Origin of the sequence: Pseudomonas lundensis (assembly GCF_001042985.1) — a bacterium.
Lineage (GTDB): Bacteria > Pseudomonadota > Gammaproteobacteria > Pseudomonadales > Pseudomonadaceae > Aquipseudomonas > Aquipseudomonas lundensis.
In genome coordinates this window covers 37,358-53,398 of sequence record NZ_JYKY01000001.1, presented here as the reverse complement: position 1 = coordinate 53,398, position 16,041 = coordinate 37,358, and the positions used below count along the sequence as shown (strand labels likewise).

15 protein-coding genes and 1 pseudogene are annotated in these 16,041 nt (G+C 56.8%); 3 read left to right on the top strand and 13 right to left on the bottom strand.

The window, feature by feature from the left end; all coding sequences use genetic code 11:
• Position 1: 1 nt before the first annotated feature.
• The 6 genes from TU74_RS00265 to rplM form a co-directional block, all read right to left on the bottom strand.
• The gene (locus tag TU74_RS00265) at positions 2-619 is read right to left on the bottom strand and encodes a glutathione S-transferase N-terminal domain-containing protein (protein ID WP_016779514.1); all 618 of its coding nucleotides are present in this window, start codon (positions 617-619) and stop codon (positions 2-4) included.
• A gap of 184 nt (positions 620-803) precedes the next feature.
• Positions 804-1,583 carry a cytochrome c1 gene (locus TU74_RS00260; RefSeq protein ID WP_047273767.1) on the bottom strand — a complete coding sequence of 260 codons (780 nt, stop codon included), beginning with the start codon at positions 1,581-1,583 and terminating at the stop codon, positions 804-806.
• Positions 1,583-2,794: a cytochrome b gene (locus TU74_RS00255; protein WP_047273766.1), complete on the bottom strand. Its 1,212-nt coding sequence runs from the start codon at positions 2,792-2,794 to the stop codon at positions 1,583-1,585. Before TU74_RS00255 ends, TU74_RS00260 begins: the two co-directional genes overlap by 1 nt.
• Positions 2,794-3,393, bottom strand: coding sequence for a ubiquinol-cytochrome c reductase iron-sulfur subunit (gene petA, locus TU74_RS00250; RefSeq protein ID WP_048374470.1), 600 nt, complete (start codon positions 3,391-3,393; stop codon positions 2,794-2,796). The genes TU74_RS00255 and petA overlap by 1 nt, the downstream gene beginning before the upstream one ends.
• 253 nt (positions 3,394-3,646) lie before the next feature.
• Complete coding sequence (gene rpsI, locus TU74_RS00245) at positions 3,647-4,039, bottom strand: 30S ribosomal protein S9 (protein ID WP_047273763.1); 393 nt, start codon at positions 4,037-4,039, stop codon at positions 3,647-3,649.
• 14 nt (positions 4,040-4,053) lie between these two features.
• Positions 4,054-4,482, bottom strand: coding sequence for a 50S ribosomal protein L13 (gene rplM / locus TU74_RS00240; RefSeq protein WP_047273761.1), 429 nt, complete (start codon positions 4,480-4,482; stop codon positions 4,054-4,056).
• Between the two features lie 246 nt (positions 4,483-4,728).
• Here rplM and TU74_RS00235 point away from each other — a divergent pair.
• Positions 4,729-5,767 (top strand): annotated as a pseudogene (locus TU74_RS00235) (NADP(H)-dependent aldo-keto reductase).
• Positions 5,768-6,053: 286 nt separating this feature from the next.
• The gene (locus tag TU74_RS00230; protein ID WP_169858637.1) at positions 6,054-6,974 is read left to right on the top strand and encodes a GlxA family transcriptional regulator; all 921 of its coding nucleotides are present in this window, start codon (positions 6,054-6,056) and stop codon (positions 6,972-6,974) included.
• Between the two features lie 68 nt (positions 6,975-7,042).
• On the opposite strand, the gene zapE is transcribed toward TU74_RS00230, so the two are convergent.
• The 3 genes from zapE to TU74_RS00215 form a co-directional block, all read right to left on the bottom strand.
• Positions 7,043-8,137: a cell division protein ZapE gene (gene zapE / locus TU74_RS00225; protein ID WP_047273757.1), complete on the bottom strand. Its 1,095-nt coding sequence runs from the start codon at positions 8,135-8,137 to the stop codon at positions 7,043-7,045.
• A gap of 91 nt (positions 8,138-8,228) precedes the next feature.
• A complete protein-coding gene (locus tag TU74_RS00220; RefSeq protein WP_047278916.1) occupies positions 8,229-9,584 on the bottom strand; it encodes a tryptophan--tRNA ligase in 1,356 nt (451 codons plus the stop codon).
• A gap of 24 nt (positions 9,585-9,608) precedes the next feature.
• On the bottom strand, positions 9,609-10,244 hold the full coding sequence (locus tag TU74_RS00215) for an alpha/beta hydrolase (RefSeq protein ID WP_048374468.1): 636 nt from the start codon (positions 10,242-10,244) through the stop codon (positions 9,609-9,611).
• 139 nt (positions 10,245-10,383) lie between these two features.
• On the opposite strand from TU74_RS00215, the gene TU74_RS00210 reads away from it, so the two are divergent.
• On the top strand, positions 10,384-10,818 hold the full coding sequence (locus tag TU74_RS00210; RefSeq protein WP_047273751.1) for a Z-ring associated ZapG family protein: 435 nt from the start codon (positions 10,384-10,386) through the stop codon (positions 10,816-10,818).
• Between the two features lie 149 nt (positions 10,819-10,967).
• Here the strand turns inward: TU74_RS00210 and TU74_RS00205 are convergent, their stop codons facing one another.
• The 4 genes from TU74_RS00205 to TU74_RS00190 all read right to left on the bottom strand — a co-directional run bounded on the left by TU74_RS00205 (position 10,968) and on the right by TU74_RS00190 (position 15,991).
• The gene (locus TU74_RS00205; RefSeq protein ID WP_047273749.1) at positions 10,968-11,684 is read right to left on the bottom strand and encodes a YiaD family glycine zipper/OmpA-like lipoprotein; all 717 of its coding nucleotides are present in this window, start codon (positions 11,682-11,684) and stop codon (positions 10,968-10,970) included.
• A 100-nt stretch (positions 11,685-11,784) separates the two neighbouring features.
• On the bottom strand, positions 11,785-12,426 hold the full coding sequence (locus TU74_RS00200) for an MBL fold metallo-hydrolase (protein WP_047273748.1): 642 nt from the start codon (positions 12,424-12,426) through the stop codon (positions 11,785-11,787).
• A gap of 30 nt (positions 12,427-12,456) precedes the next feature.
• Entirely contained in the window at positions 12,457-14,223 is a 1,767-nt protein-coding gene (locus TU74_RS00195) for a DUF1302 domain-containing protein (protein ID WP_048374466.1), read from the bottom strand.
• 115 nt (positions 14,224-14,338) lie between these two features.
• Entirely contained in the window at positions 14,339-15,991 is a 1,653-nt protein-coding gene (locus TU74_RS00190) for a fatty acid--CoA ligase (protein WP_048374464.1), read from the bottom strand.
• Between the last annotated feature and the right edge of the window lie 50 nt (positions 15,992-16,041).

The following is a 16,041-nucleotide window of genomic DNA, read 5'->3' as shown; positions in this document are numbered from 1 at the left end:
CTTAGCGCATGTCGCGTTCGACACCAGACAAGCTTGCCTGGAAAGCCTCACGCGCAAACTGGCGCTCCATATAATCAAGCAGCGGCTTGGCAGGCCGCGGCAGTTCAATACCCAAAACAGGCAAACGCCAGAGTATCGGCAATAGACAGCAGTCGACCAGACTTTGCTCGTCACTGAGGAAAAAAGGTTTGTCAGCAAATAACGCCGACACACCCGTCAAGCTCTCGCGCAGCTCTTTACGTGCCTGTACACGCGCAGGCTCTTTGGTGCGCGAATCCAGAATCAGGTCCACCAAGGCGCACCAGTCACGCTGGATACGATGGATCAGCAGACGGCTGTTGGCACGTGCGACCGGATAGACCGGCAGCAAAGGCGGATGCGGATAACGCTCATCCAGGTATTCCATCACTACAGTCGATTCCCACAACGCAAGGTCACGATCGACCAGCGTTGGCAAACTGCCGTATGGGTTCACTTCGATCAGTTTTGGCGGTTGACGACCCGCCTCCACACTAATGATCTCGGCGCTGACACCTTTCTCGGCGAGCACAATGCGCACTCGATGGGAATAGTGGTCGGCGGGGTCGGAGTAACAGGCCAACCGATTGGTCACGCCCATGGCGGTCCTCCTCGCTTGTTGAAATGATCAGAAGCAGAAAAACGAAAGCGCCCGAGGTGCGTCTCCAGTAACTGCATGATGATGGCACACACGATCAAACGACCTTGTGTACCACAACCAGCCTAGCTACCTGTTCAGAGACACCCTCGGGCGCACACGTTAAACAGCAATGCGTGTAACGATATCAGTGCACGTCTTTCCAGTACTCACGCTTGAGCAAATAAGCGAATACAAAGAAGAACGCCAGATAGAGCAGAACGTACGTGCCGATGCGCTGATGCTCCAGCTTCACCGGGTTGGCCGAATAGGCCAGGAAGGTCACGAGGTTCTTGATCTTCTCGTCGAACTGCTCTTCAGTCAGCGTGCCGGTTTTTGGCAGTACTGTCAGCTGGTCGCACGCTTCGTGTGTCAAAGGCGTGCCGGTGAGCGGATCATACTGCTTCTTGCCGTCTTCGACGATCTGAACTTGCTTGCAGCCAATCACCTGACGCCCTTGAAGCGGCGCCAGAACGTTTGGCATGCCCACGTTCGGGAAGACCTTGTTGTTCACACCCCAAGGGCGCGACGGGTCCTCATAGAACGAGCGCAAGTAGCTGTAGAGCCAGTCAGTACCACGTACACGCGCCACCAGGGTCAGATCGGGCGGTGCCGCGCCGAACCACGCTTTGGCATCTTCAGGCTTCATGCCGATGTCCATGTGATCACCGATCTTGGCACCGGTCATCACCAGGTTTTCGAGCATGACGTCGTGAGGAATGCCCAGGTCGTCAGCAACCCGCTCATAGCGCTGGAACTTGGCACTGTGACAGCCCATGCAGTAGTTGGCGAACGTACGTGCGCCGTCCTGCATGGCAGCCTTGTCAGACACATCAATGTCGACTTTGTCGAGCTGAACACCCTGCTCCGCAGCGAAAGACAGTGCAGGCATAACAGCAAGCATCAATACAGCAAATAGCTTTTTCATCAGCCAGTCACCCTTTCCGGAACCGGTTTGGTCTTCTCAAGCCTGGTGTAGAACGGCATCAAAATGAAGTAGGCGAAGTACAGGAAGGTACACACCTGCGACAGCAACGTGCGGCCCGGGGTCGGCGCCAATACGCCCAACACACCCAGAATCACGAAGGAGATGCAGAATACCCACAGCCAAATTTTGCTCATCCAGCCTTTGTAGCGCATGGATTTGACAGGGCTACGGTCCAGCCATGGCAACACGAACAGCACCGCGATCGCTGCACCCATGGCAATAACGCCCATGAGCTTGTCAGGGATAGCACGCAAAATCGCGTAGAACGGAGTGAAGTACCAGACAGGCGCGATATGTTCCGGTGTTTTAAAGGCGTTCGCTTGTTCGAAGTTCGGCTTTTCGAGGAAATAACCACCCATTTCCGGGAAGAAGAACACGATCGAGCAGAAGACAAACAGGAACACGACTACGCCGACAATATCCTTAACCGTGTAGTACGGATGGAAAGGAATGCCGTCCAGCGGGATGCCGTTTTCATCTTTGTGCTTCTTGATATCCACGCCATCCGGGTTGTTTGACCCGACTTCGTGCAAGGCAAGAATGTGCAGCACCACCAGCCCCAAAATCACAATAGGCAGAGCCACTACGTGCAGGGCAAAGAAACGGTTCAGGGTAATACCGGAGATCAGGTAATCACCACGAATCCACTGAGTCAGGTCGTTGCCGATAACCGGAATTGCACCAAACAGCGAGATGATCACCTGGGCACCCCAGTAGGACATTTGCCCCCAAGGCAGCAGGTAACCCATGAAGGCTTCAGCCATCAGGGCCAGATAGATCATCATGCCGAACAGCCAAACCAGCTCACGCGGCTTCTGGTACGAACCGTAGAGCAGGCCACGGAACATGTGCAGATACACCACGATAAAGAACGCAGATGCACCCGTAGAGTGCAACAGGCGCAAGATCGAGCCGTATTCAACGTCACGCATGATGTATTCGACAGAAGCAAATGCTTCTTCTGCCGACGGCGTGTAGCTCATGGTCAACCACACACCGGTTACGATCTGGTTAACCAGAACCAGTAACGCGAGCGAGCCGAAAAAGTAGAAGAAGTTGAAGTTCTTCGGTGCGTAATACTTGCTGAGATGGTCTTCCCACATCTTGGTGGCCGGGAAGCGTGCATCTACCCAATCCATGAACTTGCTCATTACGCGCTCTCCCCTTCGAGACCAACGACAATGATGTTGTCACTGCCCTCTACGTAGTAGTAAGGCGGCACCGGCAGGTTCAGTGGAGCAGGCTGTGCCTTGTAGACGCGACCGGCCAGGTCATAGTGCGAACCATGACAAGGACAGAAATAACCACCCACCCAATCCTTACCCAGGTCGGCAGGTGCGACTTCAGGGCGGAACGTCGGCGAGCAACCCAAGTGCGTACAAATACCGATCAACACCAGAATTTCCGGCTTGATGGAACGGTATTCATTTGTTGAGCTTTCGGGTTGGTCAGATTGTTTGGATTCCGGGTCAGCAAGCTGGCCGTCAATCTTTTTGAGATTCGCCAGAATCTCTTCAGTGCGGCGGACAATGAATACCGGCTGACCACGCCACTCAGCAATCATCTGCTGACCTGGCTCAACCTTAGCAATATTGACCTTCACCGGTGCGCCAGCGGCTTTCGCCTTGGCACTGGGGAACCACGACCCCACAAACGGGACTGCCGCCCCCACCGCTCCTGCAGCACCCACCACGGATGTGGCTGCTACGAGGAAGCGACGCCGGCCGACATTTACGCCGTCATTGCTCATTCAGTCCTCTCCCATCAGCTTTGTGGCCTGTTAAATCAGGCATCTACTAAGTAAAAATCTGAACTTATAAAAATTTTGCAGAATGGTAATGAAAAGCCCCTACTCTGACAAGGTAATTACCGATCTCGGTCGGCTACAAGCCTTGTAGTATAGGCATTTGCTGGATGTGGCAAGTTGTCACACGCATAAATCATCACCCATAAAAAACGCCCAGCTCCGAAGGAGACTGGGCGCTTTTGAACGAAGCTGCGAATTAACGCTTCGAGTACTGCGGACGCTTACGCGCTTTACGCAGACCGACTTTCTTACGTTCAACTTCACGAGCATCGCGAGTTACGAAGCCTGCTTTGCGCAGAGCGCCACGCAGAGTTTCGTCGTATTGCATCAGTGCGCGAGTGATACCGTGGCGGATTGCGCCAGCTTGACCACTTACACCACCGCCGATCACGGTAACGAAGATGTCGAATTTCTCAACAGTCTCAGTCAATTCCAGCGGCTGACGAACTACCATGCGGGCAGTTTCGCGACCGAAGAAATTATCCAGGGAGCGGTTGTTGATGGAGATGTTACCAGTACCCGGACGCAGGAAAACGCGTGCGGTTGCAGTCTTACGACGGCCAGTGCCGTAGTTTTGAGTCGCCGACATAATGAACTATTCCGTTAAAACTTCAGTTCTTGGGGCTGCTGAGCAGTATGAGGGTGAGCAGCGCCCGCATAGACTTTCAGCTTACGGTACATGTCGCGACCCAGCGGGTTTTTAGGCAGCATGCCTTTAACCGCGGTCTCGATCACGCGCTCAGGAGCTTTGGCGATCAGCTTTTCGAAGTTGATCGACTTAATCCCGCCCGGGAAACCGGAGTGAGAGTAGTACATTTTGTCAGAGGTTTTGGCACCAGTGACACGGATCTGCTCAGCATTGATAACAACGATGTAGTCACCGGTGTCAACGTGCGGAGTGTATTCCGGCTTGTGCTTGCCACGCAGACGGCTCGCGATCTCGGTGGCCAGACGACCCAGGGTCTGACCAGCAGCGTCGACGACAAACCAGTCGCGCTTTACTGTTTCTGGTTTAGCAGTAAAAGTTTTCATTCTTTATAGCCTCAGGGGCCGCCCTGTAAATTAGACGGCGGATCTTACTGAATAGTGCGTACTTTGACAAGTCAAAGGCAGCCGGGTACAGACGCTATCGGGGGCTCGGGTCAGCGCGTCCGTTCAACGGCAAGATTCTTCGGCAGGCGGCGCATCACTTCCACTGCAGAAAGAGGTCGGCAATTATCCAGATTGCGGAAAAAATTACAACCTGCTTTTATGATTCTTTCCCCCAAGGAGCACCCTATGGACTACCGCCAGCTAGGCCGAACCGACCTGAATGTCAGCGCAATTGCCCTCGGAACCATGACCTGGGGCGAGCAGAACACCCAGGATGAAGCCTTCGCGCAGATTGAGTACGCAAAAAACGCAGGGATCAATTTCATCGACACCGCCGAAATGTACCCGGTGCCACCCAAGGCCGAGACCTACGCCACCACCGAGCGTTACATAGGCAACTGGTTCAAGGCCCGCGGCGATCGTGCCGACTGGATACTGGCCAGTAAAATCGCCGGCCCCGGCAATGGTATCGACTACATCCGCGATGGCCAGCTCAAACACAACCGCACCCATATCGTCCAGGCGCTGGATGCGAGCCTCAAACGCTTGCAAACCGACTGGATCGACCTCTACCAGCTGCATTGGCCCGAGCGCAGCACCAATTTCTTTGGCCAACTGGGCTATACGCACCATGCTGACGAGCAGTTCACTCCGCTTGAAGACACCCTCGAAGCCCTCGACGAGCAAGTAAAAGCGGGCAAAATCCGACACATCGGCCTGTCCAACGAAACCCCGTGGGCCACGATGAAATTCCTGCAACTGGCCGAGAGCCGGGGCTGGCCGCGAGCCGTTTCAATCCAGAACCCCTACAACTTGCTCAATCGCAGCTTTGAAGTCGGCCTGGCTGAAATCGCCATTCGCGAACAGTGCGGCCTGCTCGCCTACTCCCCGCTGGCGTTCGGGATGCTCTCCGGCAAGTACAACGCAGGCGCCCGCCCTCCAAAGGGCCGCCTGAGCCTCTACAGCCGCTTCTCGCGCTATTCCAACCCGCAGGCCGTGGCTGCCCGAGCGCTATGTGGCGCTGGCTCGTCAACACGGCTTGGATCCGGCGCAAATGGCCCTGGCTTATGTGACGCAACAGCCGTTCGTCACCAGCAATATCATTGGCGCAACCACGATGGCGCAACTTGAGAGCAACATCGACAGCATCAAAATAAAACTCTCGGACGAAGTACTGGCAGGTATCGAGGCCATTCACAAAGCGCAGCCAAACCCCGCGCCTTGACACCCGCCCCGTAGCAGCGGCTGGCGATGGCTTGCGCCGCTACCGGCCGCCGCTGTATCGCTGGCCAGGTGACACGCGACTTGAACGGACGAAAGTCCACGTGGCGCAGGGCGGCTGCCATGAAACGGGAACAGCCCCTAGACACACAGGATAAAAAATAAGACGATCCAGCCGTAAGTTGACCAATTTCACCTATAAGAATAATCAAATCATGTCTACTCATCTCACCGCGCCCTTGCGGCGCGTCAGCATATTGGCCATCGATCGGGTTTTTGCCTCGACACTGATGCAAGCCAAGGATTTCTTTCACCTCGCCAGCCTGCGCCACGGCAAACAGCTTGGCCAAGGCCTCAACGCTACCTTCGAAACACGGCTCGTCAGCCCTGACGGCCTGCCTGTCAGCAGTTTCAGTAATGTGATGCTTCCAGTGGACGGCAGCCTCGAAGACACAGACATCATCATCCTCCCCGCCTTTTGGGACGATTTCGACACACTGTGTGAGCGCTATCCGCAAATTTTGCCCTGGTTACGCGCACAACACGCACGCGGCGCCGTGCTCTGCGCTGAAGCCACTGGCGTGTTCTGGCTGGCAGAAGCCGGTTTGCTGGAGGGCAAGGAAGCGACAACCTACTGGCGATTTTTCAACAGCTTCGCCGAGCGCTTCCCGGGCGTTCATCTGAATCAAGACAAACACCTGACAGATGCTGACAATTTGTATTGCGCGGGGGGGCCGACCTCAGCCTGCGACCTTTACATTTACCTGATCGAACGCTTCTGTGGCGCCAATATTGCCCAGGCCGTCGCACGCGACATCCTGTATGAAGTGCAACGCAACTACGCCCCCGGCCGCATCGGGTTTGGCGGGCAAAAGCTGCATCAGGACGTGATCATTCTGCAAATCCAGCACTGGCTCGAAGAACACTTTGCCGACAAGTTCCGCTTCGAGGACGTGGCTCGCGAGCACGGCATGAGCATTCGTAATTTTATGCGGCGCTTCCAGCTGGCGACAGGCGACAAACCCTTGCATTACCTGCAACGCCTGCGCATAGAGACCGCCAAAGGGCTGCTTTCGGCCACCCGCAAAAGCATCAAGACCATCAGTTACGACGTGGGGTACGACGACGCCAGCTTCTTTGCGCGCTTGTTCCGGCAACACACCGAGCTGTCCCCCAACCAATACCGCCACCAATTTCAACAAGCCGCGTAGCCGGCCGCAACGCACATCGCCAAACAAAAAAGGCCTGCATCAGCAGGCCTTTCTCATGAAGTGCTCGACTAAGGCTTGTGCGCCCGCGTCAGGTATTCGTGGGATTGCATCTCCAGCAGACGACTCAGGGTGCGCTGGAATTCAAAATTCAGACGCCCGCCCTTGTACAAGTCCTTGAGCTCGACTTCAGCCGAAATGATCAGCTTGACGTTGCGATCGTAAAATTCGTCGACCATGTTGATGAAACGGCGCGCAATGTCATCCGTTTTCACGTCCATCTGCTCAACGCCGCTGAGGATCACCGCATTGAAGATCTTGCCCAGTTCAATGTAATCGTTCTGGCTACGAGGGCCATCACACAGCTCGCGGAACTCAAACCAGGCCACGTCATCGCACGTACGCAAGGCGCGAATGGTGCGGTTCTCGATGATCAAGTCATCGTTTTCCACAGCACGGGTCGAGTTATGTGTGAGCGCTTTAAAGCTCTCGCGCAGAGATTTTTCCGACGCTTCATTGAGCGGAAAGTGAAACAGCTCAGCTTGTTCCAGATGGCGCAGGCGGTAGTCCACACCACTGTCAACGTTGACGATCTCGGTGTTCTGCTTGATCAGTGCAATGGCAGGCAAGAAGCGCGCGCGCTGCAAACCGTCTTTGTACAAACCATCAGGCACGATGTTAGAAGTCGCAACCAGAGTGACACCGTTTTTGAACAGCTCTTCCATCAGCGTCCCGAGAATCATGGCGTCGGTAATGTCCGACACAAAGAACTCATCGAAACAAATCACCCGCGCCTCGTCGGCAAAACGCTTGGCAATGATGGTCAGCGGGTTTTTTTCGCCATTCAGGGTGCGCATTTCTTCATGCACACGCTTCATGAAGCGGTGGAAGTGCGTACGAACCTTCTGCTTAAACGGCAGGGCATCGAAGAACGTATCAACCAGATAAGTCTTGCCCCGCCCTACGCCACCCCAGAAGTACAGGCCTTTGACCGGCGTCTGGTCCTTTTTGCCGAACAGCTTGCCGAACAGGCCCGGCTTGCTCTGCGAAGAGGCAACCAGATCGTCGTACAGACGCTGCAAATGGCGTACGGCGTTTTCCTGCGCGGCATCGTGGAAGAAGTCCGGGCGTTTCAGATCAGCTTGATATCGTTCTAGAGGCGTCATAATTCGTTAGCAAGGCAACAAAAACGGGCCGTCACTGTAGCGACGGCCCTGGGGAATGGCAATCGGACCTGAGGCGAATCGCCGCACTTTCTTAATCCTGTGCAGGCACCAGCGCCGCACGCAGGGTCTCGATGGCTGCATCACGGGCGACGCTGTCGGCGAATTCCGGGCTGTCCGCCACGCATTCTCCTGCCAGCCACACACTGAAACTCGAGTCCTGGGTGCGCACGTCCAGCGGCTCGCCGGATTGCAGTTGCTTGGTCACCTGCCCTGCCGCCTTACCATCGGCAAAGCGGCGCGACAGCAACAATTGCTCACCGTCGGTGGCCAGCAAGCGGAAGCGGAAGCTGCCGTCTTCGTCACGGAAGCTGACAAAGCGCGGGCCTTTGCTGGCTTTCTTCTTGGTCGCTGTCGTGGCCTGCGCCGCACTGACAAACGAACGCAGGCCGACGGCTTCGCGTAACTGCGCCAGGAAAGGCGTTGCAATGGAGCGAGCCTTGCGGGCTCCGGCCAGCAGAATGTCTTCCATGTCGGATGGGCGCGACATCAATTCGTGATACCGCTCGCGAGCCTCGCCCAATTCGGCGTCCAACAGCTTGAACAGGCGCTCTTTGGCTTCACCCCAACCCAAGCCCTGCAACAGCTCGCTGCGGAACTCTGCCGTCTGCGCGGGGGTGGAGAACGCCTGATACAGCGTGAACAAATGCGAGTTGTCCGGATCCTTGGCTTCGCCGGGCGCACGGGAGTCGGTCACGATGCGCGAGATGGCGTTTTTCATGTCTTTAGCGCTGGTGAACAACGGGATCGTGTTGTCGTAGCTTTTTGACATCTTGCGCCCATCAAGACCGGGCAAGGTGGCAACGCTTTCTTCAATCAGCGCTTCAGGCATGGCGAAAAAATCGTTGCCGTTGCCAAACAGGTGATTGAAACGCTGGCCGATATCACGGGCCATTTCAACGTGCTGGATCTGGTCGCGACCGACCGGCACCTTGTTGGCATTGAACATCAAAATATCGGCAGCCATCAGCACCGGATAGCTGTACAAGCCCATGCTGATACCGGCGTCCGGGTCTTCGCCGTTTTCCAGGTTTTTATCCACCGACGCCTTGTAAGCGTGAGCACGGTTGAGCAGACCTTTAGCCGCTACGCAGGTCAACAGCCAGGTCAGCTCAGGAATCTCGGGGATGTCTGATTGACGGTAAAACGTCACGCGCTCGACATCCAGACCCGACGCCAGCCAGGTCGCCGCGATTTCCTGACGCGAGCGCTGGATGCGCTGCGGGTCATCGCATTTGATCAGCGCGTGATAGTCCGCCAGGAAGTAAAACGAGTCGGCGTTGCTGTCACGGCTGGCCACGATGGCCGGGCGAATTGCACCGGCATAGTTGCCCAGGTGCGGCGTACCGGTGGTGGTAATACCGGTGAGGATTCGAGTACGAGTGGTCATAGGTAATCGCTTATCAGACTGCAATCAATTCGAAAGGCGTGGCAGCACCAACTCTTTGAGTTCAGGCAGCTTGCCGTGAAAAAAGTGTCCGCATTCTGCCACTTTCAGCAGCTCATGGGGGCGCGAGAGGTCTTCGGACCAGTCGTAAACCAGATGCGGATCGATCACTTCATCGGTTTGTGGCTGGATCACGGTCAATGCGCATTCGTGGGGCAACGCATCTTCGTCACGCAGACGCATCACCGCCGGTGCAATCATGAACACGTGTTTAAGGGCTTCGCCTTCGGCTTCAAGCCGGCCGCCCAAACTTGCAGCCACAAATCCGCCAAACGAAAAACCCAGCAACGTGATCGGCAGATCCGGGTGTTTGGCACGCAGCCAATGAGCCGCCGCCAACGCATCATCGACTTCGCCGGTGCCCATGTCATGGCGGCCTTGACTGGCGCCGGTGCCACGATAATTAAACCGCAAGGTAGTCAGGCCAGCATCGCGGGCCGTGCGCTGAAGGGTTGAAACCACTTTATTCATCATCGTCCCACCCTGTACCGGGTTGGGATGGCACAGCAGCGCAAGGCCTTTTGCTTCGGGCTGATCGAGGTATAACGCTTCCAGATGGCCCACCGGGCCATCAATCAAAAGGGGGGTTTCGCGGGTAAGCAAGAAGGAACTCCGTGACCTCAAATTGGGTCGACTCGTCTAGCTGATAGATTCTGTCTGACATATTTGCGAGTGCATCGCGGTATACAGCGCAGGTCCGAGCCGTTAACGTAAAGCAAAGCCGTTTATAGAGGAAGGACTCGTGGAACACTCGCTCTTGATTTGGTTGTTGCCGACTCTAGCCTTGGTTGCAGGTGTCGCCATTGGTTTTCTGGTCGCTCGTCTTCTGCCCAATGCCGCGCCTAACCGCACGCAGCGCCAGCTAGATGACATCCAGGAACGTTTTGACAGTTATCAGAATGAAGTGGTCACCCACTTCAACAGCACCGCCAATCTGGTGAAGAAACTCACTCAGAGCTATCAGGATGTGCAAGACCATCTCGCCGAGGGCGCCAACCGTTTGGCCCTCGACGAGCAGACTCGCCAACGCCTGCTGGCCGCACTGCATTCCGAAGCGCCTCAGCCGCACCGCGAGCGCCTTACCCCGCCGCACAGCTCAGAGCCGCCATTGGACTACGCGCCGAAAACCCCGAACGCCCCCGGCATGCTCGACGAGCATTACGGCCTGAAGAAGTAATTCATCCGGTAAAGCGTTCACCAAAAAGCCCCGCGATGAAGATCGCGGGGCTTTTTGTTGTGCATCGGGCTGTGACCGTTGAAGGTTTGCATGGCAAACCGTCTCACAAAACCTGCACGCTCTCCGTCAAAAACGGCTAAAAACGAGGCTTACGGGTATTGCTGAACCTGACCTTGTTGCTGGTAGTTCATGCCTGGAATCGGCGCCAGGGTGATCTGAACACGTCGGTTTTGAGCCCGGCCATCAGGGGTCGCATTGCTGGCAATCGGGTCCGCAGGACCTTTACCTGTGACAGACAAATACTGGCCACTGACACCCTGAGACGTCAGATAAGTGGCAACGCTCTGCGCACGCTGCTGAGACAGCTGCATGTTGTAGTTGTAGTTACCGGTGCTGTCGGTGTAACCGACAATTTGAATCTGTTGCTGGTTATTGAGTTGCTTCAGCGAGTTGGCCAGGCTATTGAGCGGCTGGTAGAAGCTGGGCGAAATGTTCGCTGAGCTGGTCGCGAACGTAATATTGCCCGGCATGACCAAAGTGATGTTGTCACCCTGACGCTGAACTTCTACACCGGTGTTGGCCATACTGGCGCGCAGTGCAGCTTCTTGCTTGTCAGCGTAGTAGCCATAACCCGCGGCCCCCAGACCCGCAACGGCAGCGCCGATCAGTGCGCCCTTGCCACGGTTGTTGTGGTCAATGGCAGCCCCCGCCACTGCACCGGCCAACGCGCCCAGTCCGCCATACTTGGCCGTCTTGCTCATGCCCGTCGATGCCTGACCCTGATTGTCATACGGGTTGGGCGAGGCACAGCCGGCCAGCAAAGCAATGGCACTGGCGGCCACGATCAAACGACTCGAAATAAACATGGTGAAGCTCCTACTCAATACTTTCTGGGGGCAGAGGTCGTTGGCAATGGACCTCTGTGGGCGTTGGAACACAGCCAACGTTAAAAATTCCATTGGCTGATCAAGCACGTACAAACGGGTTTTCGCGCATCTCATCGCCCAGACGGGTGTCAGGGCCGTGACCCGTAATCACGGTGGCATCTTCATCCAGCGTATACAGACGCTGCTTGATGGAACGTACGATAGTTGCCTGATCGCCACCCCACAAATCCGTACGGCCAACACCACGACGGAACAGCGTGTCCCCGGCAATCAACAGTTTTGCATCAGCAAACCAGAAGCTCATGGAGCCAGGCGTATGCCCCGGCGTGTGAATCGCCACGCCACACCCGCACGCCAGTTCTTCATCGTCGTCAAGCCAGCGATCCGGTGACGGCACCGGTGTGTAGGGGACGCGAAACAACGTGCACTGCATTTCAAGGTTGTCCCACAGGAACTGATCCTCTTTGTGCAGATGCAACGTCGCCCCGGTTTTCTCCTTGAGCTGACCCGATGCCAGGAAATGGTCCAGGTGCGCATGGGTGTGGATGATGCTCACTACCTTCAAACCATGCTTCTCCAGGCGCGCCAGAATCAATTCATGATCGCCACCCGGGTCGACCACAATGGCCTTTTTCGTCACCGGATCGCCGATGATCGTGCAGTTGCACTGCAAAGGGCCGACGGGGAATGTTTCACGGATCAGCGCAGGCGGGTTATTCATGGTTCGGGGTTCCAAAGCGGATAAAACGGTTTAAAACTTGACCCCGACGCTTAACGCCATGAAGTCGCGATCACTCAAGGTGTTGTAGCGGCCGCCAAAAAAATTGGTGTACGACACGCTGCTGGTGTAGGTGTTCTGGTATTCGGCATCCAGGCCGATGCTGACCGCTTTTCGGCCTTCTTCGAACGTGGCCGCGGGGCCGGGTGCGTAACCGCTGACGTCGTGGGACCACGCCACAGCGGGTTTGAGATTGATGCCCGGCAGCACGCTGTTGTATTCCCACACGGCCCGCGCCCGATAGCCCCACGAATTGGCCGTGGTAAAGCCATCGTTACCCTCCTGACCGAACACCGGGTCGCGGCCATAGCGCTTATCGGATCGGCTTTCCAACCCGGCAACGTGAGTAATGCCAACTTCCCCGGTCAGAATCAGCCGATTGGCGCCCATGGCGTTGTCCAGAATGTGCGTCAGCGAGGTCTGAAACTGGGTGATCTCTTTACGCCGATAGCCTGCGGCATCGGCCCCCGGCGTCACGCTCAACGGGGACGCATCCGCCAACCCCGGCAGCAAGGTGACATTGGCGTACAGCAAATCATCGGTATTGAGTTGCACCGGCGCATTTGGACGATAGCTCAACTCCCCTTTCCACGCCGTGCCTGTGGATAACGTGGTTGCGAAACTCATGCCGTACAGCCGAATGTCTTCGGGGTATTCGACGTAGTAACTGGCATTGCCCGCGACCTGCATCGAGCCCAGGCTGCCAGCGGCAGACGCCGCGTTGTACACCGCCTGCGAAGCCGCACGGCCGCTGATGATCGGATCACGACTGTGGTAGTTCATGAAGAACGCGCCGAACTCAGTGTCCAGCGGGTCGAAGCGATAGTGCATGGCCAGTCCGAACTGCCCGCTGTTGCGCGCGTTACGATCCGCATCCCGACGCACCAATACACCTTCGTTGTTGATGTCGACCCCGGCCGAGGTCAGCGCCGCCAGGTCGGCCACCGCCAGGGCTGAACGCGCGCTCATCACCCGGTAGTTGCCGCTACAGCCGTCCGCAATCACATCCGATTGCGAGAAAAATGTCCCGCAGTTGTCGGCCTCGGACTGCTCCCAGTCCAACTGATAAAAACCTTCCACCGATAACCGGTCGGTGAGATTTTGCGACAGGTAGAACAGGTTGACCGGCACCAGGCCGTCCTTGTACTCGGTGCCCGGACGGCGATAAGCCGACGCATCCGTCGGATTGATGGCATTGATCCCGCCGCCGATGAAAGCACTTTCCCCCCAACTGACCACTTGCTTGCCCAAACGTACGGCGCCGGGTTGATCGGCAATCACATAGTTGTGGTACACGAACGCATCCAGCCACTGCGCGCCAGCGGATTGCGCCGAGGCACGACGGCCTTTGTCGCTGATGTCCTTGAACGGGCGGCTGTCATCTTGCAGTTCGAAGTCGTACCAATACTTGCCACGCACATAGAGGCCGCTGTCGCCGTACTTCAGCTCCAGCCCGTGAACCCCCATGAATAATTTGGAAAAGGTTTCGCCGCGCTTGAAGTTCAATCGGCCATCGTCGGAAATTTGCGAGTGGCCAGTGCCACCATTATTGGCACCGATCAATGACTGATCGGCCTTGGCGGTCGACCAACTGGCGCCAATCGATAACTCGGAATCGAGCTGAGCTTCGACGTCCCCGACGTTAAAGCTCAGCCCCCAGGCGGGCCCGGCGAGCGTCGCGGCAAAGCTGACTGCCAGCGGCAGTTGGGCGCGACGCCAGAACCGGTTGACTGAGGGCATTGATACTTCTCCGAGGGCACGTCGCAATAGGCCCGCAAGGATGAAGGAAAACCAGATTTTGACAAGATCCTCGACGCATATGCCCCTCACCCACGGTCGTTGCATGCTTCAGCGGCTACAGGGTTTGTGAAACCTGATGGCGAATCCTTTTTTTATCGAGCTTGCCGACACTGGTCTTGGGGATTTCAGTCACCAGCACGACCTGAGCGGGCACCGCCCAAGGGCGCAAAGAACCCGCATCGACAAAAGGCTGAAGGTGGTCTTTGAGCGCCTCAGCATCCAAACGGGCATCTTCTGCCAGCACCAGCATTGCCACTGGCCTCTCACCCCACTGCGCATCGGGCACACCCACCACGGCCACCTCGCGCACCTGCGCGTGACGACCGATCAAGTCCTCCAGTTCCAGCGACGACACCCACTCGCCACCGCTCTTGATGACGTCCTTGATCCGGTCACGAATGTCGATCGCCCCGCGACGGTCGAGGGTTGCCACGTCGCCGGTGTGCAGCCAGCCGCCCGCCCACAACTCGGCGCCCTTTTCGGGCTCATGTAAATAACTGCCGGTCAGCCACGGCGCACGCAACACCAGCTCCCCTTGGGTTTCGCCGTCATGGGCGAGGAACTGCCCGTGTTCATCCACAAGGGCCACATCCACCAGCGGCCCCGGCACCCCTGCGCGAATTCTGTGACTGATGCGCTCATCCTCCGGCCCCGCGCATGCGTGGTCGTCCAGGTGCGCGCAAGCCACCAGCGGACCGGTTTCGGACATGCCGTAAGCCCCCATCAACTCAATGCCGCGGGCCTTGGCAGCGGCGAATAGCGTACGGCTCAATGCGCTGCCGCCGATAATGATTTTCCACCCCTTGAAGTCAGTGCCCTGGGCGTTTGGTGCGTTAAGCAGCATTTGCAAAATGGTCGGCACGCAATGAGAAAACGTCACCTGTTCGCGTTCCCAGAGCGCAACTAACCGTTCCGGCTCATATCGCCCCGGATACACCTGCTTAAGCCCCAGCAGGGTGGCCAGATACGGCATGCCCCACGCATGCACGTGAAACATCGGTGTGATCGGCATGTACACGTCGCTGCCGCCGAGCAACCGCTCAGCCGGCACGCTGCCGAGAATGGTCGAGATCCCGAGGGTGTGCAGCACCAGTTGCCGGTGGGTGAAATACACCCCTTTGGGATTACCGGTCGTGCCTGTGGTGTAAAACGTGGTGGCCACCGAGTTCTCATCGAACTCTTCAAACCTGTAGTCAGGGCTCGCGGCCGCCAGCAGTTGCTCGTACTCCCCGACGCAATTGGGCAACTGCCCTGCGGGCTCAAACGTGTCCGTCAGCAACAGGGTTTTCTCGACCGTGGTCAATTGCGCGGCGATGCTCTGATACAGCGGCACGAAATCACTATTGACCAATACAAACCGGTCTTGCGCGTGGTTCATCGTGTAAAGGATTTGTTCGGCAGATAAACGCACGTTGAGGGTGTGCACCACCGCTCCGAGCATCGGAATGGCGAACATGCATTCCAGATAACGATGGCTGTCCCAATCCATCACCGCCACGGTGTCACCTGCTTTGACACCGGCAGTTGTCAGCACATTGGCCAACCGGGCAATCCGCTCGTTGAGGGTGTCGTAGGAATAACGCCGCAGGTCGCGATAGACGATTTCCCGCGACGCTTCATAGCGCCGCCCGGACAACAGCAATTGCTTGATCAGCAGCGGGGCTGCATGCGCCGCTTGGGTGGGCGCAATAATGCGAGTCTGCAACATGAGAAACCCCCAATGAGAAAACGATCAACGTCGCCTTGGGGGTAACTCTA